Raw genomic sequence first — 25,433 nt, 5'->3', positions numbered from 1 at the left:
GCTCTCTGTCATTCGGCCAGGAAGGCCTGCACCAGCGGAGTGAGCAGGGCGACGATTTCGTCCGCCTCGGCGCGCGTCAGCGTGAGGGCGGGCACCAGGCGGATCACGCGGTCGGCCGTCACCGACAGCAGCAGGCCGGCCTGCGCCGCGCGGTCGATGAGCACGCCGCAGGGGCGGTCCAGCTCCACGCCGATGATCAGGCCCTGCCCGCGCACCTCGTTCACGCCGGGGACGGAGCCCAGCGCCTGCTGCAGCCCCGCCTTCAGGTGCGCGCCCACGTCGGCCGCGTTCTGCAGCAGCCCTTCCTCCTCCATGATGCGGATGGTCTCCACGCCGGCGCGCATGGCCAGCGGGTTGCCGCCGAAGGTGGAGCCGTGGTTGCCGGGCTTGAGGACTTCGGAGGCGGCGCCGTGCGCCAGCACCGCGCCCACGGGCACGCCCGAGCCCAGGCCCTTGGCCAGCGTCATCACGTCGGGCACGATGCCGGCCCACTGGTGGGCGAACCACTTGCCGGTGCGGCCCATGCCGGCCTGCACCTCGTCGAGCATCAGCAGCCAGCCGTTCGCGTCGCAGAGCTTGCGCACCTGCTGCAGGTATTCCACGCGCATCGGGTGCAGGCCGCCCTCGCCCTGGATGGGCTCCATCAGCACGGCGACGACGTTGGGGTTGCCCTCGGTGGCCTCCTGCAGCGCCTCGATGTCGTTGGGCGCCACGCGGATGAAGCCCTCCAGCAGCGGGCCGAAGCCGTTGCGCACCTTGGGGTTGCCCGTGGCCGTCATGGTGGCGATGGAGCGGCCGTGGAAGGCATGGTCATAGACCACGATCTCGGGCTTCTCTATCCCCTTGTCCACGCCGTACTTGCGCGCGATCTTGATGGCGCACTCGTTGGCCTCCAGCCCCGTGTTGCAGAAGAACGCGTTGGTCATGCGGGCGCGCCCGGTCAGCAGCCGGGCGAGCTCCTCCTGCCCGGGCACGTGGTAGTAGTTGGAGGTGTGGATCAGCTTGGCGATCTGCTCCTGCAGTGCGGGCACCAGCCTGGGGTGGTTGTGGCCCAGCGTGTTCACGGCGATGCCGCCCAGGCCGTCGAGGTACTGCTTGCCGTTCACGTCCCACACGCGCACGCCCTGGCCTCGTTCGAGCGCGATGGGCACGCGGCCATAGGTGTTCATCACGTGGGGCGAGGCAGCCTCGATCAATGCGGTCATGCGGACTTCTCCTGACAAGAGCGGAACAATCACGTGCCCTGGCGGGCCGGAAAAGGAAGACCCGATTCTAGGGGGTGGCCCCGCGCCCACCATTGAAGAATGCGCATCACAGTCATGCGCGCGCGGGCCGATGGGGGCAGGGCGGGCGGGGGCTTGGAGGGCCAGCTCTTATATAAGAGTTAGAATCGGCCCCACGCGAGCGCACAAGGCCCGCGCCCCCTTCACGACCCGAACCCGATGGTTGCTCCCACCTCCAAAGAAGTCTTCATCCAAGGCATTACCCACGATGGGAGAACCTTCCGACCCAGCGACTGGGCCGAGCGGCTGGCCGGGGTCATGAGCCAGTTCCGCCCGGGCGGCGCGCGGCCCGGCAGCCACCTGAGCTATTCCCCCTGGTGCGTTCCCACGGCGATGAATGGCGTGAAATGCGTGGTGGTCAACCGCGAACTGCAGGCCTATGAGCCCATGGCATGGGACTTCGTGCTCAACTTCGCCAAGGACAACAACCTGCAGGTCGTCGAGGCCTGCCTGCTCCCCGATCCCAAAGCCTGACCCTTCAGGCTTTTCTTTTGGCCCATGGCCGGGACGCAGGGCGTCAGCGCCCGCAGGCCTGGCGCCAGGCGGCGAAGTCGGTGCGCGTCCGCTCGTCGATGGGCGGGTACAGGCCGAGGATGGAACGGCCCTCCATCACCTTTTCCTGCACGAAGTCCTCGAACACGGTCATCTCGGTGGCCTCGGCGGCGATCCCGTCGGCCATGTGGGCGGGGATCACGACCACGCCCTCGGCATCGCCCACGATCACGTCGCCCGGGAACACGGGTGCGTCGCCGCAGCCGATGGGTCCGTTGATCTCGATGGCCTCGTGCAGCGTCAGGTTTGTGGGGGCGCTGGGGCGGCTGTGGTAGGCGGGCATGCTGTAGCGGGCGATGTCCGGGCTGTCGCGGAAGCCCCCGTCGGTGACCACGCCGGCCACGCCGCGCTTCATGAGGCGCGCGACGAGGATGCCGCCGGCCGAGGCGGCGCGCCGCCGTGACATCCGCGCAGGACGTGGGGTTCGAGGTGATTGCGCGGGCCAGCACGGCCCTCTCGGCGCCCTTGCGATCCTGACCGCGCAAAAGGGTGTTAATAAGCAGATGACCAAACGCCCGCACGAAAGGCTCCTTGAGGGTCTTTTTGCTTAATTTTTGAGCAGCAGCTCTTGCTTCACGAAGGTATCGTTTCCTGATGCCTTACCTTCGTGCCCAATTCAACACCCGATTGCAGCCGTACCTCGCCACACCTGAAGTGGCTGCTCAACGAGCGCGCCATGCTCTGTGGTGAGCTCGACCGCCGCCAGCGGTCTATCCAAGCGCTCCAGGTCGAGATGACCACGCTGCACGCCCGCATAAGTGCGCTGGACCAAACGATGGCGCTGTTTTCTCCCGCCCTGAACCCTGCGGCAGCGGGAACGGTTCACGCGCATGCCGGTAAGTATGGTTCTTTTGGCGGGCTCACCGCCTTTATTCGTGAGCAACTGCAGTCCGCCGGAGAAAGCGGCGTCGATACCCTGACCTTGATGGACCGTGCCGCATTGCACTTCGATATCGACTTGCATCCGCCCGGCGCACGAAAGCGCTTCAGAGACACCATTACCTGGTCGCTTCGTCATCTGCAGCGCAATCGGTTGGTCGAAGTGGCCAGGGACTCGCGCGGAGGCCGTCGCCCGAAGGTCTGGCGCGCCGTGGACGAGCCCACACTTCAAGACCTGATAGCTCAGGCAGGGTTCTACGATGTCCGTGACACGCACTCCTCCTGAACAAAAGTGGCTACTCAATGAGCGCGCCGTGGTGACGGGAGAGCTGCAGGCTCTCGAGGACGAGCTGGGTCGCCTGCTGGCCCGAAAGGCTCATTTGGTCAATCTGCTTGCGGCTTTGGAGAACGTCTACAGCCAAGTCGCGCCTGCCGTTCCAGAAGCGCCTGTGCTGGCCGTACACGGGCACACCCGGTATGGCGGACGCGGCAACTGCATCAAGTGGGTTCGGAAGGTCCTGCAGGAGGCGTACCCCGCGGCGCTGGACACGGCGGCGCTGACGCTAGCGGCCGAAGAGGCCTTTGGCTTGGTGCACGCGACCCCCGCGCAGCGTGGCAAGTTCCGGAACAACAGCCTCCGTACAGCGCTGCGCACGCTGCTGGCCCAGGGGGAGGCAGAGCGGCTGCACGACTACAAGGGTGTGCCGCATAGAGCGGGGGTGTGGCGGTGGGTGCCGCCAGAGCCGGCGTACGCCGATGTCGTTGCGCAAGCAGAACACGCGCGGGAGCACGCATGGCCTTGACGTTGACGCGCACTCGGACGCAGACCACGTTGACCAAGCTCGCCCAGAAGCTGGGTGAGGTCAAGGGAGAGCTGGCTTTTGTGGACGAGTGGCTGGCCGAGGCGGGAGCTCCGGTTGAGCTGGCGCGCCGGCGGACGCTGCTGGAACAACAGGCGACAGCGCTCACGACGACTTTGCACCTGTTCGACCCGGAGCTGGACGTCGACCAGGTGGCGGCGTTGGACGGATGGCGGAAGCTGTATCGGGCAAGGACCGATAAAGCGTTACGCAACAAGTATGCGCAATCACACGTGGTTGGGCGTACCCATTAAGGCACCCATATCCACTTCCAGGGGGTCGCTGTTGATTTCCACGCAGAAGTGACCCACTAACCCCCGGGATTTCCATCCAAACCTGACCCACGTACTAACCCTAACCTGCTGCTTTGCTGAGCAGCAGGAGACCAGGAGTGATAGACGTGGCAACACTGAGTGTCATCAGGCGCTGGGCCCTGCGAGAGCAGCTGTCCATCCGGGAGATAGCCCGCCGCACGGGCCTCTCGCGCAACACCATCCGCAAGTACCTGCGCGTAGGCGAGGCCGAGCCGCACTATGCCAAGCGGGTCAGTCCATCCAAGCTCGATCCCTTCGCCTTGAAGCTCGCTGGCTGGCTCAAGACGGAAGCTGGCCGATCCCGCAAGCAGCGCCGCACCGTCAAGCAGATGTACGTGGATCTGCAGGCGCTCGGTTATGGCGGCTCCTACAACCGCGTAGCGGCCTTTGCCCGCCTCTGGCACGAGCAGCGCCTTGTGGCCCAGCAGACCACTGGCCGCGGCACCTTCGTTCCCCTGGCCTTCGGTCCGGGTGAGGCCTTCCAGTTCGACTGGAGCGAGGACTGGGCTGTTCTCGCCGGCGTGCGCACCAAGCTGCAGGTAGCCCACTTCAAGCTCAGCCACAGCCGAGCGTTCTACCTGCGCGCCTATCCGCTGCAAACGCACGAGATGCTGTTCGATGCCCACAACCATGCATTCGCAGTCCTGGGCGGTGTGCCCCGCCGTGGCATCTACGACAACATGCGCACCGCCGTAGACCGGGTGCGCCGTGGCAAGGAGCGCGACGTCAATGCGCGCTTTGCGGCCATGGTCAGCCACTTCCTGTTCGAGGCCGAGTTCTGCAATCCTGCTTCGGGCTGGGAGAAGGGCCAGGTGGAGAAGAACGTGCGCGATGCCCGCCATCGCCTGTGGCAGGTAGTGCCGCCATTCCCAAGCCTGCCCGATCTCAATGCATGGCTTGAAGAGCGCTGCGTGGCGCTGTGGCACGAGATCGAGCACGGCAAGCTGCCGGGCACCGTCGCGGACATCTGGACCGAGGAGAAGAACGACTTGATGCCAATGCCCCGGCCCTTCGATGGCTTTGTGGAGCACACCAAACGCGTCTCACCCACCTGCCTCGTCCACTTCGAGCGCAACCGCTACAGCGTGCCGGCGCCTTATGCCAATCGGCCGGTGAGCCTGCGGGTCTACGCCGATCGCCTGGTGGTCGCCGCCGAAGGCCAGATCGTGTGCGAGCATCAGCGCCTGATCGAGCGTAACCACCATGGTGCGGGACAGACCGTGTACGACTGGCGCCACTACCTGGCAGTGCTGCAGCGCAAGCCCGGGGCCTTGCGCAATGGTGCTCCATTCCTGGAACTGCCAGCAGCCTTCAAGCGCCTGCAGGCCGCCCTCTTGAAGCAGCCAGGCGGCGACCGAGAGATGGTGGAGGTTCTGGCTCTGGTGCTGCACCACGATGAACAAGCTGTGCTCGCTGCAGTGGAGTTGGCACTGGAGTCAGGGGCTGCCAGCAAGACCCACATCCTGAACGTGCTGCACCGCCTGCTGGACGGTAAGCCCGCCCCAGCACCGGTCACCTCGCCCCAGGCCCTCAAGCTGTCTGTGGAACCCCAGGCCAACGTGCTGCGCTATGACCAATTGAGGGAGGTGCGCTATGCGTCATGACCCTGCCATCGCTTCCATCGTGATCATGCTGCGCGAGCTCAAGATGCACGGCATGGCCCAGGCGGTTGCGGAACTGGCTGAGCAAGGTGCGCCGGCCTTCGACGCAGCGCAGCCCATCCTGTCCCAACTGCTCAAGGCCGAGACCGCCGAGCGGGAGGTGCGCTCTGTGGCCTACCAACTCAAGGTGGCCAGGTTCCCTGCGTACCGGGACCTGGCTGGGTTTGACTTCAGCCACAGCGAGGTGAACGAGGCATTGGTACGCCAGTTGCACCGCTGCGAATTCTTGGAGAACGCCAACAACGTGGTGCTGGTGGGTGGACCGGGTACGGGCAAGACCCACATCGCCACAGCCCTCGGGGTGCAAGCCATTGAGCACCATCACCGCAGGGTGCGGTTCTTCTCCACGGTGGAGCTGGTCAATGCACTGGAAGAGGAGAAGGCCCAGGGCAAGCCGGGGCAGATCGCGCACCGCCTAGCCTATGCCGATCTGGTGATCCTGGATGAACTGGGCTACCTGCCATTCAGCACGTCAGGAGGAGCCTTGCTGTTCCACCTGCTGTCCAAGCTGTACGAGCGCACGAGCGTCGTGATCACCACCAACCTGAGCTTTAGCGAGTGGGCCAATGTGTTCGGAGATGCCAAGATGACCACGGCGCTGCTGGACCGGCTCACGCATCACTGCCATATTCTTGAGACCGGCAATGACAGCTACCGGTTCAAGAATAGCTCCGCACAGCAACCACCACAGACCACCAAGAAGGAGAAGGCGACCAAGAACTTATCCACAACGTGAGCGTGAAGCTCACGAACCAGGGTGGGTCAAGATTCGATGGAAATGGTGGGTCAGCTTTGCGTGGAAATCAACACGTAAGCGCTTGATTGAACTGGGCCTAGTTCCTATGGACCTGCCTCAAGAACGTCTTGCAAACTTCGTCCAATCAGAGTCTGCAAAATGGAAGCGGCTTGTTGAGATCTCCGGGGCATCAAAGAGCGAGCAATAGTATGAAGAGGTCGCCATAGCCCGAGCAACTTCGCTTGGCAAACGCCCGAAGCAATCGGTGCAGATCATGGGATTTCTGACGTATTGCCGCAGCACCTCCGGCAGTTGATTCTCGCCTTCGATCACAAGCCGGTCGGGGCGTGCTATTAGGACGTCCATAGACGGGGCGCCTTCGCGCCGCTGGCTGCGCTACAACGAAGGCAGAGGCGCTCAAACCTCCCTTTGCTGCAGCGTGAGGGCCGGTATGCCCGAAAAACTGAGCATTCAGCTCGCAATCGCAATCTGATCATCACCTGCACCGCGGCCGCCCGGTGATGCGACGCCACCACGTCGAGCCCGGGTTCTCAGCAAAGCAGGAAGGAGTGTCACGCCTCTCCGGGGGCGAAGCAACGACGCTCCAACGTGCCATCAAATTGACTTATAGATCAGCCCACTCAATTGATTTGTTTAGTTTGCTGCTGCACCGAACAATTGCGTATCAGGCAGTTTCATAAGTAATTTTGCGATGGCGCCTTGAGAGTAGCAAACGGAGGGTTGACAACATATTCGATAGGACGCCCGACTGTGCGCGGCAGGCGCTAAAGCTGAGAGTCTATTGAAGCGCCCTCGCCGCATATGAAAGGAAATCTTATCGAGTAGCCATCCGAAAACCACACCCTTCGTGACGGTCCTCAAATTCCGCCGACCTTTCGCATCGGCATGGAAGGGAGACGGCCGCGCCATCGACACCATGCACCTGAAGCGAGCGCTCGAAACCCGCCGATTTGGAGCGCGAACCCGAGACCTCTTATCAGAGCAGCACATGAAGAACATTTTAACGGAGCAACTCATGAAAAAAATCGCCCTATCGTCAGCGCTGCTGGCCATCTCTGGCCTTGCAAGCGCCCAATCGTCGGTCACGCTGTTCGGCATTATCGATGCAGCTTTGCAGCGTGGCTCGGGTAGCGTCGCGGATCGTACGCAACTCGGCTCAGGCGCCAATTCATCCTCGCGGCTGGGATTTCGCGGTGTCGAAGACCTCGGCGGCGGGATGTCCGCATCGTTCTGGTTAGAGGCTGCTGTGCTCGTCGATACTGGCGCCGGAGGCCCAACAAGCACGAACAATCAACCTAGCGGAACTCCTGCGACCTTGGGCGGCACCCAGGGCTTGACGTTCGCCCGTCGCTCCACGGTGAGCCTGACCAGCAGCTTGGGCGAATTGCGCCTTGGCCGGGACTACTCCGCTCATTACTACCGCTACATCTACGACCCCTTTGGCAACAACGGCGTGGGTGCTTCACAGACGTTTCTGGGGGCACCGACGACCGGGATCAATCGAGTGTCGAACCAGATCGCCTACCACTTGCCTAGCAATCTGGGCGGCATCTATGGATTGGTTGAGTACCACTTGGGCGAAAACGCAAGCAATGCGGGCGCCACCAAGAACGATGGCAATGGCGGCGGCGTTCGCCTAGGGTGGAATGGCGGCCCGTTCGACGTGTCTCTGACGCAGGCCCGAACGAGTTACGCAAGTACCGCCACACTCGGCGACATTACCTCCACCACCATCGGTGCACGCTACGACTTCAGCGTCTTCAGCGTGATGGGCCAATACGTCCGCGACAAAGTGGACACAGCTGCGGCTTTCACGGGACGGGGCGGGAACATCGCCGGGGTCTGGCGTGTCGGGGCGGGCGAGGTCAAAGCGATGTGGTCCCAGTATGGAACCACTGCGGCGGCGCAACCGGAAACCAAAAAGCTCTCTCTGGGGTATGTGCACAACCTCTCGAAGCGCACCGCAATCTACGGCAGCTACGCGCGTGTACGCAACAGCGGTGGCGCCACAGTCGCCCTCAACGGATCGATTACCGGAGCTAATCAGTCCTCTTCCGGCGTCGATCTGGGCATCCGCCACGCTTTCTGAAATTTTCGTCTCCAAGGTTTGCACCGGGCGTCGACCCGGTGCCTTTTTCTGAAACGGTGTTCAATATGAAGCGATTTCTGTGCGGCGCAGCCGCAATGCTCATCCTGGCTTTGCCTTTAGCCGCGCGCGCCGAATGGCCGGAGCGCCCCATCAAAATTATTGTTCCCTTTCCTCCGGGAAACTCTTCGGATGTGGCCATGCGACTGTTGGGCGAAAAGCTCTCCACTCGGCTGGGGCAACCAGTAATCATCGACAACAAAGTTGGCGCAGGCGGCATAGTTGGCACAGGTCAAGCGGCGAAGGCTGCTCCTGACTGAACAGCCCCGGATTTCGAGGAGGCACCAACTCTTGAGAAGATGGAGCCATGAACAAGTCACCGAAGTTCTCCCCGGAAGTCCGCGAGCGCGCCGTTCGCATGGTGCAGGAGCACCGAGCCGACTACCCGTCGCTGTGGGCAGCCATTGAATCGATTGCGCCCAAGATTGGCTGCGTGCCGCAGACCTTGAATGACTGGGTCAAGAAGGCCGAGGTCGACAGCGGCCAGCGCCCCGGCACCACCACGGCAGACGCCCAGCGCATCAAGGAACTGGAGCGTGAGGTCAAAGAGCTGCGCCGGGCCAACGACATCCTGAAGACGGCCAGCGCGTTTTTCGCGCAGGCGGAGCTCGACCGCCGATTGAAGTCTTGAAGAACTACATCGACCGCCACCGTGATGACTACGGGGTCGAGCCCATCTGCCGGGTGCTGCAGATGGCCCCGTCGTGTTACTGGCGCCACGCAGCCCGGCAACGCAACCCGCAACTGCGCAGTCAACGCGTCCAGCGTGACGAGGGTTTGAAAGCCGACATCCAGCGCGTGTGGCACGCCAACTGGCAGGTCTACGGGGCCGATAAGGTCTGGCTGCAGATGAACCGCGAGGGCATCGCAGTGGCGCGCTGCACGGTCGAGCGCCTGATGCGTGCCATGGGCTTGCAAGGAGCACGCCGTGGCAAGACAGTGCGCACCACCACGCCGGACACATCGGCACCGTGCCCGCTGGACCACGTCAACCGGCAATTCAAGGCCAGCCGGCCCAACGAGCTGTGGGTGTCGGACTTCACCTACGTCTCCACCTGGCAGGGCTGGTTGTACGTGGCCTTCGTGGTGGACGTGTACGCCCGGCGCATCGTGGGCTGGCGGGTCAGCCGCAGCATGCAAACGGACTTCGTGCTGGATGCGCTGGAGCAGGCGCTGTATGACCGCCAGCCAGCAGCCCATGCCTTGACGCACCATTCCGACAGGGGCAGTCAATACGTTTCCATACGCTACACCGAACGCTTGGACCAGGCGGGTATCCAGCCATCAGTGGGCAGCCGGGGTGACAGCTACGACAACGCACTGGCCGAGACCATCAACGGGCTGTACAAGGCCGAGCTGATTCACCGCCGGGGACCCTGGAAGACCAGGGAATCCGTGGAGCTGGCCACCCTGCAGTGGGTGCACTGGTTCAATCACGTCCGACTGCTCACGCCGATTGGGGGCATCCCTCCGGCAGAAGCTGAGGCAAACTACTGGAGGCAACTCGCCGTCAGCGACACCTCGACAGAGGTGTCAACTTAAACCAATCGGCCTCCTTGAAAGCCGGGGCGGTTCAGTCGGCCGAAGACGGGGTTACCGCGAAAGCATCGCCCTTTTACCGCGCGCTTGTCGTAAAAGTTCCCGATGGAACCAAGCTGACCGCAGCGGAAACAGCCGTATGCGGCTGGCGAACCCATCTTGAATGAGGTGGTAAGGCTGAGCAAGATCGTGTGCACGCAACATTGGCGTGGACACGATGCTCAAAGACCCTCAGACCCCGCGCTATGCGCAGCGGCGCACGCACCGCACCTACACCCCGCAATTCAAGGCCGAGCTGGTGGCTGCCTGCCGACAGCCAGGCGCATCGGTCGCGGCGGTGGCCCTGCAACATGGCATGAACGCCAACGTGCTACACCGCTGGCTCAAGGAATGGGCGCAGGGATTTCACCGTCTTGAAGCTGGCGTCAGCACTGCAGTCGTTGCTTCCCCACCCCCGGCCTTTATCCCCATCGACCTGAGCGCAGTACCGCCGGCGTCTGCTGGTGAGCTGCCATCCGCGTCCTTGCCAACGCCAGCGGACGGCATCCGCATCGAATGCCAGCGCCCCGGCATGTCCGTGACCGTGCACTGGCCCTTGTCTGGCGCCGCCGAGTGCGCCCAGATGCTGCGGGAGTTGTTGCGGTGATCCGTATCGATGAGGCCTGGCTGGCCACCACCCCGCTGGACATGCGCGCGGGCACGGACACGGCCCTGGCGCGGGTGATCGCCACCTTCGGCGCGGCCCACCCGCACCATGCCTACGTCTTCGCCAACCAGAGAGCCAATCGCCTGAAGGTCCTGGTACATGACGGTGTGGGGCTGTGGCTGGCCGCGCGCCGGCTGCACCAGGGCAAGTTTGTCTGGGCACCTGCGGGCAGTCCGAACGTGGCGTTGGAACACGCCCAGCTCAACGCCCTGGTGCTGGGCCTGCCCTGGCAGCGTGTGGGCTCGCAAGGTGCCATCAGCGTGGTCTGAATCGTCGGCGCAAGGGCGTGGCCGTGGCAATCGGGAGATGCGTCAATGGCTGGACCCAGGGTGAGCGGGCACACTGCCAGCCATGGTGATCGACGAGCAAGCCCTGAGCGAACTGGACGCAGAGCAACTGCGCGAAGTGACCCAGCGCCTGCTGGCCGAACTGCGTCACCAGCGCGCGCTCAACGAGAAGCTCACCTATGAGTGCGCGCTGCTCAAGCGGCTGAAGTTCGCCGCCCAATCCGAGCGGCACAGCGCCGATCAGAAGAGCCTGCTGGAAGACGAGATCGATGCCGACCTGGCGGCGGTCGCTGTCGAGATTGAGCAACTCCAGCCGCCTGCGGCTGCGCCCGAAGCCAAGCAACAGCCCAAACGCCAGCCGCTGCCGGCCCACCTGCCGCGCCGCGAAATCCGCCACGAGCCTGAGTCGACCACCTGCGCCTGTGGCTGCCGGATGCAGCGCATCGGCGAAGACGTGGCCGAGAAGCTGGACTACGTGCCCGGCGTGTTTACCGTGGAGCGCTACATCCGTGGCAAGTGGGCGTGCACCCAGTGCGAAACTATCACCCAGGCGCCGGTCGAGGCCCATGTGATCGATAAAGGCATCCCGACTGCCGGCCTGCTGGCCCAAGTGCTGGTGGCCAAGTACCAGGATCACCAGCCCTTGTACCGGCAGGAGAACATCTTTGGTCGCGCCGGCCTGGCGATTCCAAGATCCACCCTGGCGCAGTGGGTAGGCACCTGCGGTGCGCGGCTGCAACCGCTGGTCGATGCCCTGAAGGCCGAGGTGCTCGGCCACCGGGTGTTGCACGGTGATGAGACCCCGGTGGCCATGCTCAAGCCGGGCAGCGGTAAAACGCACCGGGCCTACCTGTGGGCCTATGCCCCGGGAGCGTTTGAAGCCACGCGGGCCGTGGTCTATGACTTCTGCGAGTCCCGCGCCGGAGAACACGCCCGCGCCTTTCTGGGGGACTGGCGCGGCAGCCTGATCTGTGACGACTATGCCGGCTACAAGGCCAGCTTTAGCCAGGGCGTGACCGAAGCCGGTTGCCTGGCACACGCCCGGCGCAAGTTCTTCGACCTGCACGCAGCGGGCAAGAGCCAGATCGCCGAATTGGCCCTGATGCAGTTCGCCCGGGTCTATGAGATCGAACGGCAAGTTCAGCCCCTGGCGGCACCAGAGCGGTTGCAGGTGCGCCAGCAGCACAGTCGGCCCATTCTGGACGCGTTGCACCAGTGGATGGTGCTGCAACGCCAGCAGGTGGCGGGCAACTCGGCGACGGCCAAGGCGCTGGACTACAGCCTCAAGCGCTGGGCAGCGCTCACGCGCTTCGTCGATGACCCGCAGCTGCCGCCGGACAACAATTGGATCGAAAACCAGATCAGGCCTGTGGCCCTGGGGCGCTCGAACTGGTTGTTCGCCGGCAGCTTGCGCGCGGGCCAGCGGGCGGCCGCCGTGATGAGCCTGATCCAGTCAGCGCGCATGAACGGGCACGACCCATATGCCTATCTCAAGGATGTGCTGACCCGGCTGCCCACGCACAAGGCCAGCCGGATTGAAGAACTGCTGCCGCATCGCTGGCAACCCATCGATATCTGATCATCAGCCATGGCCGCCAGCGGCGGTCAACATGGGTTTGCCGTGCGCTTACAAACAGCCAACCTCAAGTCCCTCTGCAACGACTTGGTCCCTCTTTTTATCGAAGAGCTCCAGGCGCCTGGGTTCTGGAACAACGCGGTAAAAGTGAGTGGGTTACAAGGTGAGGTGACCAACAGGCTTTTGTACACAGGTGTCGATATCGCACTCGCCAACGCGGAGCCTTGGGCGCGAGACCTCGTCATGCTAGCCAAAGCACGCACCAACGACCTGCTGGCTCCGTAAGACGGCGGACAATCGGGGCCATGCAGGAAACGCCGATTTCTTTCACTGTTGAGCGCTCGAACCGCAAAACCATCGGGCTCTATGTTGAGCGAGATGGCTCTGTGCTTGTTCGAGCCCCCCTGACGGAAGCACTTGAGCGCATCAAGGCCGTGGTTGACGCTAAGCGGAAGTGGATTTATAGAGCACAGGCCCGATGGGCTGCCCTGAACCCCCTGCAGCCTGGTCGTGAGTTTGTTTCGGGGGAGTCGGTGTATCTACTCGGGCAGCCTCATCGCTTGGACTTTCGAACGGAGGCAAGTCGAGGGGTGCATAAAGAGGGAGACCTTCTCGTCATGCGAACGGACGACAAGCCGCGGGCCGAGGAGCTGCTCAAGAGCTACTTCCGCGCAGAGGGCTTGATGAAGCTTCCCGAGCTTGTTCAGCAGCATGCCCGGAGCATGGGTCTTTCGCCTGGAACGGTGCGGGTCCAAGAACTTGGACTCCGCTGGGGCTCTTGCTCAGACAAGGGAAACCTGAATTTCAACTGGAAAGCCATGGCAGCCCCAGTGGAGGTACTCCGCTATTTGGTAGTCCACGAACTCGCTCACCTGCGCCACAAAAATCACTCTCCCCAATTCTGGCGGGTGGTAGAGGCTGAAATGCCGGACTGGGCCAGGCATGCCGAATGGCTTACTGCCCACGGGGCCGAGATGGTTCTGTAGGTCGTCCGCTCAGTATCAAGGGCAGGCGCCTAATTTTCTTTCTGTAGCCCCAAAAAACATCATAAGTTGTTGTTTTTATTGGTTTTTGGTCATCTGCGTATTAACACCCGCGCAAAACAAAAAAACCGCCCGAAGGCGGTTTTTCTGCTTTGCTGACAGCGCACCCGTTGCAAACGGCGGGCGGCGGGGCCGCCCGGGCTGTTGCCTGAAAAGGTCAGGCGGCGAGTGCCAGGGCTTTCACCTTGGCGGACAGGCGGCTCTTGTCGCGAGCGGCCTTGTTCTTGTGGAAGATGCCCTTGTCGGCGATGGTGTCCAGCACGGACTGGGCCTTGGCGAACAGTTCGGTCGCCTTGGTCTTGTCGCCGGCCAGGACGGCCTTCTCGACGTTCTTGACGGCGGTGCGGTACTTCGAGCGCAGCGAGGTGTTGGCTGCGTTCAGCTTGAGTCCTTGGCGGGCGCGCTTGCGGCCCGATGCCAGGCGGGGGTTCTTTTTCTTCGGCTTTCCAGATGCCATGGTATGTGTTCCTTGTGTCTGAGGATGTTGTCAGCAAAGCCGGCCATTATAGTTCACGCCTCGTTTCAAGGCCAGGGCTGCGCCAAACGCATACACTCGCGCGGGTGTCTCTGTTCAAAGCCGCCTCCACCGTATCGCTCCTGACCCTGGCCTCGCGTGTGACGGGCCTGGTGCGCGACCTGCTCATGGCCTCGATCTTCGGGGCCAACGTTCTCACCGACGCGTTCAACGTCGCCTTTCGCATCCCCAACCTGTTTCGCCGCCTGTTCGCCGAGGGAGCCTTCAGCCAGGCCTTCGTGCCGGTGCTCGCGGCGCACAAGGCGCGCCATGGCGAGGAGGCCACGCGCGGCCTGGTGGACGCCGTGGCCACGGCGCTTTTCTGGGTGCTGCTGCTGACCTGCGTGCTGGGCGCGGTGGGGGCTCCCGTGCTGGTGTGGGCCCTGGCCAGCGGGCTGCGCCAGACGGCCGAGGGGTTCGACGCCGCCGTGTTCATGACGCGCTGGATGTTCCCCTACATCGGCTTCATGTCGCTGGTGGCGCTGTCGGCCGGCGTGCTCAATACCTGGCGGCGCTTTGCCGTGCCGGCGGCCACGCCCGTGCTGCTGAACCTGTGCATGATCGCGGCGGCCTGGCTCGGGGCGCCGCAGCTGGAGCGGCGCGGCATCGAGCCCATCTATGCCATGGTGGGCGGCGTGATGGCCGGCGGCGTGCTGCAGCTGGCGGTGCAACTGCCCGTGCTCTACCGCCTGGGGCTGCTGCCGCGCATCGGCATGACGTGGGGCAGGGTGCGCAGCGCCTGGCAGGACGAGGGCGTGCGCCGCATTCTCACGCTGATGGCGCCGGCGCTGCTGGGCGTGGGCGTGGCGCAGGTCTCGCTCATGATCAACACCCAGATCGCGTCCTATCTGGTGCCGGGCAGTGTGACCTGGCTGTTCTATGCCGACCGGCTCATGGAGTTCCCCACCGCCCTGCTGGGCGTGGCGCTGGGCGTGGTGCTCACGCCGCAGCTGGCGGCGGCCAGGGCGGCCGGCGATGCCGAGCGCTACTCCGCCATGCTGGACTGGGGCCTGCGCATCGTGGTGCTGCTGGCCGTGCCCTGCGCCGTGGGCCTGCTGACCTTCGCCACGCCGCTGGTGGCCACGCTGTTCCACCACGGCGCGCTGCACGACGGCGACGTGGGCCAGATCGCCGTGGCCCTGGCGGGCTATGGCGTGGGCCTGCTGGGCCTGGTGGCCATCAAGGTGCTGGCGCCCGGCTACTACGCCAGCCAGGACATACGCACGCCCGTGCGCATCGCCATCGTGGTGCTGGTCGCCACCCAGGCCATGAACGTGGCGCTGGTGCCGCTGCTGGCGCACGCGGGCCTGGCGCTGTCGATAGGCCTGGGCGCGCTCATCAATGCGCTGTGGCTGCTCGCCGGGCTGGTGCGCCGCGGCAGCTTCCGGCCCCGGCCCGGCTGGGGCAGGCTGGCGCTGCAGGTGGTGGGGGCCAGCGCGCTGCTGGCCGTGTTCCTGGCCTGGGCGTCGCTGCATTTCGACTGGCTGGCGCTGCGTGCGCACAGCGTGCAGCGCGCCGGCTTGCTGGCGCTGCTGCTGTGTGCGTCAGCCCTCCTCTATTTCGGCGCGCTGTGGGCCTGCGGGCTCAAGCTGCGCGATCTGCTGCGCCGGTAGGCGCCGGGCATTGGCGATGCCGCTGAGTTACTCCGTCCCCACGCCGCTGGAATATTTCGCCGCGCTGGTGCAGGGGGGGCAGGAGGAGGGCATCGCGCTGCTCGAGGCCGCCGCCTGCATCGCGCATGTCGAATACCCGGACGTCGACGTGCAGCAGTTCCTGGACGACATGGACAGGCTGCAGGCGCGGTTGCAGCGCCGCATGCCCGCAGGCGCCGCGCCCCTGCGGCGGCTCAATGCGCTCAACAGGTTCTTCTATGGCGAGCTGGGCTTCGGCGGCAACCTCAACGACTACTACGCGCCGGACAACAGCTACCTGCACATGGTGCTGCGCACGCGGCGCGGTATCCCGATCTCGCTGGCCCTGCTGTGGCTGGAACTGGCCCAGGGGGCGGGCCTCAAGGCGCAGGGGGTGTCGTTCCCCGGGCATTTCCTGGTCAAGGTGCTGATGCCGGCCGGGCAGGTGGTGCTCGATCCGATGACGGGGCATGTGCTCTCGCGCGAGGCGCTTAGCGAACGCCTGGAGCCCTTCCGGCTGCGCCAGGGCGCCGCGCAGGAGGAGGTGCCGCTGGGCCTGTACCTGCAGGCCGCGCCCGCGCGCGACGTGCTGGCGCGCATGCTGCGCAACCTCAAGGAGATCCACGGCGCTCGGCAGGACTGGCGGCGCCAGTTGGCCGTGCAGGACAGGCTCGTCACGCTGCTGCCCGATGCCTGGGGCGAGTGGCGCGACCGCGGCCTGGCGCATGCCGCGCTGGGCGACGCGCGGCTGGCCGTGCAGGACCTGGAGCGCTATCTGGCGCATGCCGCGGATGCCGGCGATGCGCAGGCCATCGCGCTGCGCGTGAAGGCGCTGCGCGGCTCCTGAATCAGGACGTTGCCTTGACGGCCAGCACCGGGCAGGCCACGTTGAGCAGGATCTCCTGCGCCATGCTGCCCAGCAGCAGCTTGCCCACGGGCGAGCGCTTGCGCAGGCCGATCACGAGCACGGAGACCTGCAGTGCCGAGACCATCTCTTCGATTTCCTCGATCGTGCTCTTGCCGCGCACGAACTGCTTGAACTCCGCTTCGATGGGCAGCGTGGCCAGACGCTCCTCGACACGCTCGACCTCGTAGCCGTTGACGATGTTGGGGTCGTCCTGGCGTCCGCCCGGGCCGGCGTTGACGACGACCAGGCGTTCATTGCGCCGGGTGGCGATTTCGATTCCCTTGTCCAGAGCGGCACGGCCTTCGGGGCGAGGAACGTAGGCGACGAGAATGGTCATGCAGTGTCTTCCTTGTGTGGTGTTGACGGTGTGTCCGGCGCAATGGCGCCAGCCGGCAGAATAGCCCAACCACCCCTGCGTTGGCGAGTGCCTGCGTCGCGCTCCGGAAATAAATCGCGCGGCGCGCTGGCTTGCTGGAAAATTCCAATGAAAAACGCGTCAAGCGCCTGCCTGGCAAGCGCTTGCAGCTCTTGAATCAGGAGCGAAAAGGGCAGGGCGCTGGGCGCAGGGCTACACCAGGCGCGCCGCCTTCAATTCCTTCTTGAGGTAGGCGTAGAACAGCGGCGCCGCCACCAGTCCGGCGGGGCCGAATACCGCCTCGGTCACGAACATCACGGACAGCAGCTCCCACACGCCCATGTGGGTGCGCTTGCCCACCACCTTGGCGTTGATCACGTATTCGGCCTTGTGGATCAGGATCAGGAAGGCCAGGCAGGCCACGGCGGCGATCGGCGACACCGACAGCCCCACCAGCGTGATCACCGCGTTGCACAGCAGATTGCCCACGATGGGCACCAGGCCGGCCAGGAAGGTCAGCGTGATCAGCGCCGGCGTGTAGGGCAGCCCCAGATCCCACAGGGGCAGCACCACCAGCAGGAACAGGGCGGTGAGCAGGGTGTTGAAGGCGGCTATCCAGAATTGCGCCGCCACGATCTGGCGGAAGGCCTCGCCCATGCGGGCGACGCGCAGCACCAGCTGCTGCGTGAGAGGCCCGCGCCTGGTGCCCGTGCCGCGCACCGCGGCCAGTGCGCCGATGAGCAGGCCCACGTAGGCATAGAGCAGGCCCGTGAGCCAGGCGCGGCCGGCCATGGCCAGGGCCCCGGCCTTGGCGGCCAGATAGGAGGCGATGACGTGCTGGATCTCGGCCGTGCCCGCGGGCAGCTGGGCGGCGATGTCGGGCGGCAGCTTCAGGCGCAGCTCCAGTACCGTGCGCGCCAGGTAGTCCAGCAGCTCGCGGTATTGCTGCGGCGCATCGACGATGTAGGTGCGCGAGTGCGACAGCGCCAGCGCCAGCAGCAGCAGGGGCGAGAGCATCACCAGGGCGGCGGCCATGCTCTGGCCGCTGTGCGAAAACCCCCGGCCCCGCGGGCCCAGGCGGCGCAGCCGGACCAGGCGCGGTGCCAGCCAGCGCGTGAGCAGGAAGCCCAGGCATACGCACAGCAGGCCCGGCAGCAGGCCGCGCAGCATCACGAGCAGCAGCGTGCCGGCCATCAGCAGATAGCTGGCAATCACCACGCCGCGGGTCGCCGGCGCCCATGCCTGCCTGTGCGCTGGCGGTGACTCGGGGGAACCTTGTGGCGGCAGTTCCGATGGCATCGTTGCTGCTGCTGCGTCGGCGGATCAGCCCACGACGACGGCCGGGCCCGTGCCGCGCTCGGCGATGGTGCCGATGGCGTACACGGCCTCGCCCAGCGCGCGTAGCGTGGCGGCCGTGGCCTCGGCGGCGGCGGCGGGCACTACGACGACCATGCCGATGCCGTTGTTGAAGGTGCGGTTCATCTCGATGTCGTCGATGCCGGCGGTCTTCTGCAGCCAGGCGAACAGCTCGGTCCTGGGCCAACTGCCGGCCTTCAAGCGCGCGGCCGTGCCCTCGGGCAGCACGCGCGGAATGTTCTCCAGCAGGCCGCCGCCGGTGATGTGCGCCAGGGCCTTGATCGGGTGCTGCTGCAGAGCGGCGAGCACGTTCTTCACGTACAGGCGGGTAGGTTCCATGACGGCCTGCCTGAACGGCTTGCCGTCCAGCGTGGCGGGAAGATCGGCGCCCGCGCGCTCGATGCACTTGCGCACCAGGCTGAAGCCGTTGGAATGCACGCCGCTCGACGCCAGGCCCAGCACGACGTCGCCCGCGGCCACGTCCTTGCCGGTCAGGATCCTGCTTTTCTCGACCGCGCCCACCGCGAAGCCGGCCAGGTCGTACTCGCCCGCCGGGTACATGCCGGGCATCTCGGCCGTCTCGCCGCCGATCAGCGCGCAGCCCGACAGCTCGCAGCCCTTGGCGATGCCTCCGACGACCGCGGCCGCGGTGTCCACGTCGAGCTTGCCGCAGGCGAAGTAGTCCAGGAAGAACAGCGGCTCGGCGCCCTGCACCAGCACGTCGTTGACGCTCATGGCCACCAGGTCGATGCCCACGGTGTCGTGCATGTTCCACTCGAAGGCCAGCTTGAGCTTGGTGCCCACGCCGTCGGTGCCGGAGACCAGCACGGGCTCCAGGTAGCGCTTGGGCACCTCGAACAGCGCGCCAAAGCCGCCGATGCCGGCCATCACGCCTTCGCGCAGGGTCTTCTTGGCCAGCGGCTTGATGCGCTCGACCAGCGCGTCGCCCGCGTCGATGTCGACGCCGGCGTCTTTGTACGAAATGGGAGGGGTGGCGGAGGAGCTCATGGGATTCAGGATAGGGTTGGCAGGTCGGCCCGCGGACCGGCAATTTTAGGGGCGCGGGCGGCCTGGGGCGCGGAGAATGCCCCCCGGCGCGGCCGGCTACCAGCAAAAAGCCCTGCCGCGGGGGGCAGGGCCTGGCAGTGGGGCGTCGGGGCGGGTTCAGAGCGACCCGTCGCCCAGCACGATGCCTTCGCGTCGGGGGTCGGCGCCGCCTTCCAGCAGGGTCCGGCCGTTCTTGGTCACGCGCATGATGGTCGCCACGCCGCTGGACTGGGCAGAGGTGGAGACGGTGTGGCCCTTGGCCTTGAGGCCATCGACCAGCGCCGCCAGGTCGAGCGTGGTGTTGGATCCGTCCACGCCCGTGGTGGGGCTGTTGGTCGCGCCGAAGTTCACCAGCGAGGTGGCCTGCTGGGCGTCCAGGCCCCAGTCGAGCGCGCCCACCACGGTCTTCATCACGTACTGGATGATGGCGCCGCCGCCGGGCGAGCCGGTGGCCATGACGAAGTCGCCCGGGGCGCTGCCCTTGAAGACCAGCGTGGGGGCCATGGTGCTGCGCGGGCGCTTACCGGGCGCCACGCGGTTGGCCACGGGCTGGCCGCTGCCGTCCACGGGGCTGGCGGAGAAGTCCGTCAGCTGGTTGGTCAGCAGAAAGCCCTCCACCATGTGGAAGGAGCCCATGCTCGACTCCACCGTCGTCGTCATGGAGACCACGTTGCCATAGGCATCGACCACCGAGAAGTGCGTGGTGCCGTGCTCCACCGTCTTGTCCACACCCTGGGGCACGGGGCCGAAGTCGCCCGCGGCGGCCGTACCCATGCTCCTGTCGGGACTGATCAGGCTGGCCCGCTGCCTGAGGTAGTCGGGGCTCAGCAGCGAGGACAGGCCCTGGGCCGGCAGCGGCACGAAGTCGGTGTCGGCCACGTACTTGTCGCGGTCGGCATAGGCCAGCCGCTCGGCCTCGGAGACCAGGTGCACGCCCATCACGCTGGGCACGCCGCCTTCGTTGGCCGGGTTCGCGAGCCCGTACTGCGCCAGGTTGAACTGGCCCAGGATGCCCAGCGACTGCGCGATCGCGATGCCGCCGGACGATGGCGGCGCCATGGTGCAGACGTAGTAGGCGCTGCGGTAGCTGGCGCACACCGGGTCGCGCTTCTTGGCCTTATAGCCGGCCAGGTCGGCCAGCGTCATCAGGCTGGGGGTGATCGGGGTCTTGGCGCCGTCGTCGCCCACGGACTGCGCGGCCTTGGCGACGATGGCCTTGGCCAGGTCGCCGGTGTAGAGCGCATCCGCGCCCTGCGTGGCTAGGGTCTTGAGGGTTTTGGCGTAGGGCAGGTTGGTCATGGTCTCGCCCGTGGTGCGCGGCGATCCGTCGGCGTGGAAGTACGTGGCCATGGCGTTGGCGTCCAGCGCCAGGTTGCCGGCATTGCTGGCGATGGCAGCGCCCAGGCGGCCCGGGATCTGGAAGCCATCGGTCGAGAGCTTGATGCCGTAGTCGAACAGGCCGCTCCAGGCGAGCATGCCGTGTTCCTTGTGCGCCATGTCCAGCATGCGCATCACGCCGGGCACGCCGATGGAGCGGCCGCTGCGCCGCGCCGACGGCACGGGCGCGGACGAGCCGGGGTCGCCCTGGTCCTGCCGCGAGAGGTAGTAGCCCGTGGCGGCGGCGGGTGCGGCTTCGCGCCCGTCGTAGGCCGTGACTTTCCTGGCCTTGGCGTCGTAGTACATCATGAACGCGCTGCCGGCGATCGTGCTCGACTGCGGCTCCACCAGCCCCAGCACGGCTTGCATGGCCACCGCGGCATCGACGGCCGAGCCTCCGGCCTTGAGGACGTCGCAGCCGGCCTTGGTCGCCAGGGGCGTGTTGGCCACCACCATGTATTTGCTGGAGTATTTCGCCGTCAGGCCCAGCCGGTAGCCGGAGGCGTTCTCCGGCGCGGCCGGGTCGCCGCTCACGCCCGATCCGACGACGATGGGGGCGCCGCCGCTGCTGCGTACCGTGCAGCTGTCGGGGTCGTTGTCTACGACGGGGAGTTGGCCGTGGCCGCCGCCGCAGCTTGCCAGGAAAGCCGCTGCCGCCAGCGGCGCCATGATCCAGAGCATCCGTTTACGCATAGGTCACCTCGTCTGTTGCCAAACCGTTCCCACGGCGTCGGAGGTGCGCCCGGCGCCACCATCGTTCGAGCCAGAAAGCTTAGCCATGGGCGCGGGGTGCGGTCGCTGGTAGATACCCTCGGGGTCTTCCCGGGGCGGGCAGGCGGCTGCGGGGGCGCGGTTGGCCGGCATGCCGGCACGCCGCGCAGGCGCCGACTAAAATCAGCCGTTTACGCTCCGTTTTGCACCCTGCTGCTGCTGCGTGCCGCAGGCGTCGCTTTCAAATGCCGCACTTTCCGCACATGCCCACATTCACCGCCAGCGCCATCGACCGGGGGCTGCCATGAGCCCCATGCGGCAGTTGGCGCTGGACATCGGCCTGGCGCCCGTACCGACCCTGGCGCGCTTCTTCGCCGGCCCCAACGAGGCCGCGCTGCAGCATCTGCGCCTGGCGGTCGAGGGCGCCAGCGGCGGCGCGCTGCGCTCCTGCCTGCCCGTGTACCTGTGGGGCGAGGCGGGCAGCGGCAAGACGCATCTGCTCAAGGCCGTGCAGGAGGCCCTGCGCACGCAAGGCGTGCGCGTGGGGTGGATGCAGGCCTCCACCGAGAACCCGCCCGCGTTCGACGAGGACTGGGCCGCCGTGCTGCTTGACGAGGTGCACCTGTACTCCACCGGGCAGCAGGCGGCGGCGTTCAACTGGTTCGTCAACGCCACCAGCCCGGCAACGGGCGCGCCGCGCTGGGTGCTGGCCGCCGGCGACCTGCCGCCGGCCGACCTGCCGCTGCGCGACGACCTGCGCAGCCGCCTGGGCTGGGGCCATGTGTTCCAGCTGCACCTGCTCGACGAGCCGGCCCGCCGCGCCGTGCTGCGCCAGGAGGCCGACGCGCGCGGCGTATTCCTGGGCGACGAGGTGATGGACTACATGCTCAAGCGCTTCTCGCGCGACCTGGGCAGCCTCGTGCAGCTGCTGGACCGGCTCGACAGCTTCGCGCTGCGCACCCAGCGGGCCATCACCATCCCGCTGCTCAAGACCATGCTGGAGACCGAATGAGACTGGCCCTGTTCGACCTCGACCACACGCTGCTGCCGCTCGATTCCGACTACGAGTGGGGCGAGTTCACCATCCGCATCGGCTGGACCGACCGTGAGGAGTTCGGCCGGCGCAACAAGGCTTTCTACGACGACTACGTGGCGGGCCGGCTGGATGTACACGACTACGTGCGCTTCGCCACCGAGGCCGTGCGCCAGCGTGGCGCGCAGGCCGCGGCCCGGGCGCACGCGCAGTTCATGCGCGACGTGATCGCGCCGGCCATCCACGACGAGGCGCGTGCGCTGCTGCAGCGCCACCGCGACGCGGGCGACGAGATCGTCATCATCACGGCTACCAACGAGTTCATCACGCGCCCCATCGCCCAGGCCCTGGGCGTGCAGCAGCTGCTGGCCCTGGAGCTCGAACGCGGCGCAGACGGCTGGATCACCGGCGGCATACGCGGCGTGCCCACCATGCGCGAGGGCAAGGTGCGCCGCATGGAACAATGGCTGGCCGAGCGCGGCCTGCGGTGGCAGGACGTGGACAGCACCTTCTACAGCGACTCCATGAACGACGTGCCCCTGCTCGAAAAGGTGGACCACCCCGTCGCCACCAACCCCGACCCGCGCCTGCGGGTGCTGGCCCGGGAGCGCGGCTGGCCCATCCTGGACCTGTTTCCCTCACAACAATGATCAAGACCTTCATCGACAAACTGCTGGGCAAGGGCGCCGCCGGCGCGGGCCGAGGCGCCAGGCGCCGCTTCGGCAAGCGCGAAGAGGTGCCCGCCTCGGTGCACGGCATCGACCCCGAACTCGTGGACCGCCGCGCCACCGACGTGGTGCGCACGCTCAAGCAGGCGGGCTACGAGGCCTACATCGTCGGCGGCGCCGTGCGCGACCTGCTGCTGGGCCTCAAGCCAAAGGACTTCGACGTGGCCACCAACGCCACGCCCGAGCAGGTCAAGGGCCTGTTCCGGCGCGCCTTCATCATCGGCAAGCGCTTTCGCATCGTGCACGTGGTGCACGGCCGCGGGCGCGAGCACGAGGTGATCGAGGTCTCCACCTTCCGTGCCTACATGGACAACGCCGCCGCCGAGCAGGTCAGCGGCAACGAGAAGACCAGCAAGGCGCAGCTTTCCGGCATGCAGCACGCCGTGGACGCCAGCGGCCGCGTGCTGCGCGACAACGTCTGGGGCCCGCAGGATGAGGACGCCACGCGGCGCGACTTCACCGTCAACGCCATGTACTACGACCCCGAGACGCAGGTCGTGGTGGATTTCCACAAGGGCATAGAGGACGCCAAGCGCCGCGTGCTGCGCATGATCGGCGATCCGGCCACGCGCTACCGCGAGGACCCGGTGCGCATCATCCGCGCGGTGCGCTTCGCCGCCAAGCTTAGCCCGCTGGGCTTCGCGCTGGAGCCCAAGACGGCCAAGCCCCTGCTGGCCTGCGAGCCGCTGCTGCAGGAGGTGCCGCAAAGCCGCCTGTTCGACGAGATGCTCAAGCTGCTGCAGACCGGCCATGCGCTGGCCTCCGTCGCGCAGCTCAGGGGCCTGGGGCTGGAGAAGGGCATCTACCCGCTGCTGGACGTGGTGGTGGGCCGCGCGGACCAGCCCTTCGTGCAGGCCGCGCTGGCCGACACCGACCGCCGCGTGGGCGAGGGCAAGACCGTGGCGCCCAGCTTCCTGCTGGCCTGCGTGCTGTGGCAGGACGTGAAGGCCGGCTGGGAGCAGCGCCTCGCCGCGCAGCAGCACGCCTTCCCGGCGCTGCAGGAAGCGATCGACGACGTGTTCGACAAGCGCATCGGCGACGTGTCCGGCCGCGGCAAGCTGGCGGCCGACATGCGCGAGATCTGGGTCATGCAGCCGCGCTTCGAGAAGCGCTCGGGCAGCACGCCCTTCAGCATGATCGCCCACATACGCTTTCGCGCCGGCTTCGACTTCCTGCGCCTGCGCGCCGACGTGGGCGAGGTCGAGGAAGGGCTGGCCGAATGGTGGCAGGAGTTCTCGCTGGCCGACGACGCGCGCCGCGAGGACATGATCGATCAGGTGCGCGAGGAACAGCGCGTGCGCCAGCGCAAGGCTCAGCCCGCCGCACGGCGCGCACCCAGGGCGGCCGAGGCCGTGGCCGATGCGCCGTCCGAGGAGGAGGCCGCCCCCGCCGACGCCGCGGCGCCTAAAAAGCGCCGCCGCCGTCGCCGCAAGAGCCCGGCCGGCGGCGCCAACGGCGGCCCGGCGTCCGCGGCCGGCGACGCGTGAGCCCCGCCCCGGCCACCGGGGAGGCCGACGGCGCGGCCGTGACCGCATGGATCGGCCTGGGTGCCAACCTGGGCGATGCGCGCGCCGCCCTGCGCGGCGCCGTGCGGGCCATGGGGGCGCTGCCGGACACCCGGGTGCTGCGGGTCTCCTCGCTGTACCGCAGCGCGCCCGTGGCTGCGGGCGGACCCGACTACCTCAACGCCGTGGCCGAGCTGCGCACCTGCCTGGCCCCGCTGCGCCTGCTGCACGCGCTGCAGGCCATCGAACAGGCCGCCGGCCGCGAGCGCCCCTACCGCAACGCGCCCCGCACGCTGGACCTGGACTTGCTGCTCTACGGCGAGCAGCGCCTCGGCGGCGCCGAGCTCACCGTGCCCCACCCGCGCATGTGGGAGCGTGCCTTCGTGCTGCTGCCGCTGGCCGAGCTGCGGCCCGGCTGGGTGGCCCCCGCACGGTTGCAGGCAGTGGCGGCGCAGCGCATCGAACGCGTGGATGCGCCGGCCGACTGGAAGGATTGAGCGCTTCGAGCGGGCGTAAAGCCTGATGTGCCGGTGCGGCGCATGAGAATTTTCATGCAATTCATGCTGGCGCCTTGTCTTGTTAAGGCTTCCTTCAGGGTCCGTGCGGCAGACTTCCGCGTTGCCCGATGTTCGTGGGTAGGGAGGGAGTTTTTTGTGAGCCACCCGC

Annotated in this window: 26 protein-coding genes, 1 pseudogene and 1 other annotated feature; of the genes and pseudogenes, 20 read left to right on the top strand and 7 right to left on the bottom strand. The window is 66.4% G+C overall.

Features of this window, described 5'->3' with window-relative positions; genetic code table 11:
• Positions 1-8: 8 nt before the first annotated feature.
• On the bottom strand, positions 9-1,205 hold the full coding sequence (locus ALIDE2_RS17550) for an aspartate aminotransferase family protein (RefSeq protein WP_013518270.1): 1,197 nt from the start codon (positions 1,203-1,205) through the stop codon (positions 9-11).
• Positions 1,206-1,442: 237 nt separating this feature from the next.
• Here ALIDE2_RS17550 and ALIDE2_RS17545 point away from each other — a divergent pair, with 237 nt between their 5' ends.
• A complete protein-coding gene (locus ALIDE2_RS17545; RefSeq protein ID WP_013518271.1) occupies positions 1,443-1,757 on the top strand; it encodes a DUF3579 domain-containing protein in 315 nt (104 codons plus the stop codon).
• A 43-nt stretch (positions 1,758-1,800) separates the two neighbouring features.
• Here the strand turns inward: ALIDE2_RS17545 and ALIDE2_RS17540 are convergent.
• Positions 1,801-2,229 (bottom strand): annotated as a pseudogene (locus tag ALIDE2_RS17540) (RraA family protein); the annotation flags it as partial.
• Between the two features lie 339 nt (positions 2,230-2,568).
• On the opposite strand from ALIDE2_RS17540, the gene ALIDE2_RS17535 reads away from it, so the two are divergent.
• The 13 genes from ALIDE2_RS17535 to ALIDE2_RS24635 all read left to right on the top strand — a co-directional run bounded on the left by ALIDE2_RS17535 (position 2,569) and on the right by ALIDE2_RS24635 (position 13,546).
• Positions 2,569-3,000: a hypothetical protein gene (locus ALIDE2_RS17535; protein WP_148262983.1), complete on the top strand. Its 432-nt coding sequence runs from the start codon at positions 2,569-2,571 to the stop codon at positions 2,998-3,000.
• A complete protein-coding gene (locus tag ALIDE2_RS17530) occupies positions 2,975-3,517 on the top strand; it encodes a hypothetical protein (protein WP_013722769.1) in 543 nt (180 codons plus the stop codon). Before ALIDE2_RS17535 ends, ALIDE2_RS17530 begins: the two co-directional genes overlap by 26 nt.
• Positions 3,518-3,546: 29 nt before the next feature.
• On the top strand, positions 3,547-3,828 hold the full coding sequence (locus tag ALIDE2_RS17525) for a hypothetical protein (RefSeq protein WP_238530046.1): 282 nt from the start codon (positions 3,547-3,549) through the stop codon (positions 3,826-3,828).
• 137 nt (positions 3,829-3,965) lie between these two features.
• The gene (istA, locus tag ALIDE2_RS17520) at positions 3,966-5,492 is read left to right on the top strand and encodes an IS21 family transposase (RefSeq protein WP_013721393.1); all 1,527 of its coding nucleotides are present in this window, start codon (positions 3,966-3,968) and stop codon (positions 5,490-5,492) included.
• Entirely contained in the window at positions 5,482-6,285 is an 804-nt protein-coding gene (gene istB / locus ALIDE2_RS17515; RefSeq protein ID WP_005800888.1) for an IS21-like element ISThsp10 family helper ATPase IstB, read from the top strand. Before istA ends, istB begins: the two co-directional genes overlap by 11 nt.
• A 1,036-nt stretch (positions 6,286-7,321) precedes the next feature.
• Complete coding sequence (locus ALIDE2_RS17510; protein ID WP_013722767.1) at positions 7,322-8,395, top strand: porin; 1,074 nt, start codon at positions 7,322-7,324, stop codon at positions 8,393-8,395.
• 38 nt (positions 8,396-8,433) lie between these two features.
• Positions 8,434-8,712 carry a Bug family tripartite tricarboxylate transporter substrate binding protein gene (locus ALIDE2_RS24640; RefSeq protein WP_238530044.1) on the top strand — a complete coding sequence of 93 codons (279 nt, stop codon included), beginning with the start codon at positions 8,434-8,436 and terminating at the stop codon, positions 8,710-8,712.
• 47 nt (positions 8,713-8,759) lie between these two features.
• Positions 8,760-9,994 (top strand): IS3 family transposase gene (locus ALIDE2_RS17500; protein WP_085945337.1). Its coding sequence is split into 2 segments (ribosomal slippage): positions 8,760-9,048 and positions 9,048-9,994, totalling 1,236 coding nucleotides; the frame shifts between segments, so codons are not numbered across the junction.
• Positions 9,038-9,154: a sequence feature (AL1L pseudoknot), on the top strand. It overlaps the preceding gene by 117 nt.
• A gap of 214 nt (positions 9,995-10,208) precedes the next feature.
• Positions 10,209-10,637 (top strand): IS66-like element accessory protein TnpA, encoded by a 429-nt coding sequence (tnpA, locus tag ALIDE2_RS17495; protein ID WP_013516301.1) that lies wholly within the window; start codon positions 10,209-10,211, stop codon positions 10,635-10,637.
• The gene (gene tnpB, locus ALIDE2_RS17490) at positions 10,634-10,966 is read left to right on the top strand and encodes an IS66 family insertion sequence element accessory protein TnpB (protein WP_013516300.1); all 333 of its coding nucleotides are present in this window, start codon (positions 10,634-10,636) and stop codon (positions 10,964-10,966) included. Before tnpA ends, tnpB begins: the two co-directional genes overlap by 4 nt.
• A gap of 82 nt (positions 10,967-11,048) precedes the next feature.
• A complete protein-coding gene (gene tnpC / locus ALIDE2_RS17485; RefSeq protein ID WP_013516299.1) occupies positions 11,049-12,563 on the top strand; it encodes an IS66 family transposase in 1,515 nt (504 codons plus the stop codon).
• Positions 12,564-12,572: 9 nt separating this feature from the next.
• Positions 12,573-12,845 carry a hypothetical protein gene (locus ALIDE2_RS17480; protein ID WP_013722766.1) on the top strand — a complete coding sequence of 91 codons (273 nt, stop codon included), beginning with the start codon at positions 12,573-12,575 and terminating at the stop codon, positions 12,843-12,845.
• Positions 12,846-12,865: 20 nt separating this feature from the next.
• Entirely contained in the window at positions 12,866-13,546 is a 681-nt protein-coding gene (locus ALIDE2_RS24635) for a M48 family metallopeptidase (protein ID WP_013722765.1), read from the top strand.
• Between the two features lie 214 nt (positions 13,547-13,760).
• Here the strand turns inward: ALIDE2_RS24635 and rpsT are convergent, their stop codons facing one another.
• Entirely contained in the window at positions 13,761-14,060 is a 300-nt protein-coding gene (rpsT, locus tag ALIDE2_RS17470) for a 30S ribosomal protein S20 (RefSeq protein ID WP_013518273.1), read from the bottom strand.
• Between the two features lie 104 nt (positions 14,061-14,164).
• Here rpsT and murJ point away from each other — a divergent pair, with 104 nt between their 5' ends.
• Together murJ and ALIDE2_RS17460 are read left to right on the top strand one after the other, a co-directional pair.
• Entirely contained in the window at positions 14,165-15,730 is a 1,566-nt protein-coding gene (gene murJ, locus ALIDE2_RS17465) for a murein biosynthesis integral membrane protein MurJ (RefSeq protein ID WP_013518274.1), read from the top strand.
• A gap of 16 nt (positions 15,731-15,746) precedes the next feature.
• The gene (locus ALIDE2_RS17460) at positions 15,747-16,595 is read left to right on the top strand and encodes a SirB1 family protein (protein ID WP_013518275.1); all 849 of its coding nucleotides are present in this window, start codon (positions 15,747-15,749) and stop codon (positions 16,593-16,595) included.
• A gap of 1 nt (position 16,596) precedes the next feature.
• Here ALIDE2_RS17460 and ALIDE2_RS17455 read toward each other — a convergent pair whose 3' ends face one another.
• From ALIDE2_RS17455 to ALIDE2_RS17440, 4 genes are all read right to left on the bottom strand, one after another.
• Positions 16,597-16,992: a universal stress protein gene (locus ALIDE2_RS17455; RefSeq protein WP_013518276.1), complete on the bottom strand. Its 396-nt coding sequence runs from the start codon at positions 16,990-16,992 to the stop codon at positions 16,597-16,599.
• A gap of 231 nt (positions 16,993-17,223) precedes the next feature.
• Positions 17,224-18,309 (bottom strand): AI-2E family transporter, encoded by a 1,086-nt coding sequence (locus tag ALIDE2_RS17450; RefSeq protein WP_013518277.1) that lies wholly within the window; start codon positions 18,307-18,309, stop codon positions 17,224-17,226.
• A 24-nt stretch (positions 18,310-18,333) separates the two neighbouring features.
• A complete protein-coding gene (gene purM, locus ALIDE2_RS17445) occupies positions 18,334-19,374 on the bottom strand; it encodes a phosphoribosylformylglycinamidine cyclo-ligase (RefSeq protein ID WP_013722764.1) in 1,041 nt (346 codons plus the stop codon).
• A 156-nt stretch (positions 19,375-19,530) separates the two neighbouring features.
• A complete protein-coding gene (locus ALIDE2_RS17440) occupies positions 19,531-21,483 on the bottom strand; it encodes a gamma-glutamyltransferase family protein (protein ID WP_013518279.1) in 1,953 nt (650 codons plus the stop codon).
• Between the two features lie 331 nt (positions 21,484-21,814).
• Here ALIDE2_RS17440 and hda point away from each other — a divergent pair, with 331 nt between their 5' ends.
• The 4 genes from hda to folK are packed head-to-tail and all read left to right on the top strand — an operon-like array spanning position 21,815 to position 25,264.
• Entirely contained in the window at positions 21,815-22,513 is a 699-nt protein-coding gene (gene hda / locus ALIDE2_RS17435; protein WP_041701069.1) for a DnaA regulatory inactivator Hda, read from the top strand.
• Complete coding sequence (locus ALIDE2_RS17430; RefSeq protein ID WP_013518281.1) at positions 22,510-23,184, top strand: histidinol-phosphatase; 675 nt, start codon at positions 22,510-22,512, stop codon at positions 23,182-23,184. The genes hda and ALIDE2_RS17430 overlap by 4 nt, the downstream gene beginning before the upstream one ends.
• Positions 23,181-24,749: a polynucleotide adenylyltransferase PcnB gene (gene pcnB / locus ALIDE2_RS17425; protein ID WP_013518282.1), complete on the top strand. Its 1,569-nt coding sequence runs from the start codon at positions 23,181-23,183 to the stop codon at positions 24,747-24,749. Before ALIDE2_RS17430 ends, pcnB begins: the two co-directional genes overlap by 4 nt.
• Positions 24,746-25,264 (top strand): 2-amino-4-hydroxy-6-hydroxymethyldihydropteridine diphosphokinase, encoded by a 519-nt coding sequence (folK, locus tag ALIDE2_RS17420; protein ID WP_013722763.1) that lies wholly within the window; start codon positions 24,746-24,748, stop codon positions 25,262-25,264. The genes pcnB and folK overlap by 4 nt, the downstream gene beginning before the upstream one ends.
• Positions 25,265-25,433 lie beyond the last annotated feature (169 nt).

The organism is Alicycliphilus denitrificans K601 (genome assembly GCF_000204645.1).
Lineage (GTDB): Bacteria > Pseudomonadota > Gammaproteobacteria > Burkholderiales > Burkholderiaceae_C > Alicycliphilus > Alicycliphilus denitrificans.
The sequence above is the reverse complement of the archived record's forward strand: the minus strand, read 5'-3'. Positions and strand labels throughout refer to the sequence as shown.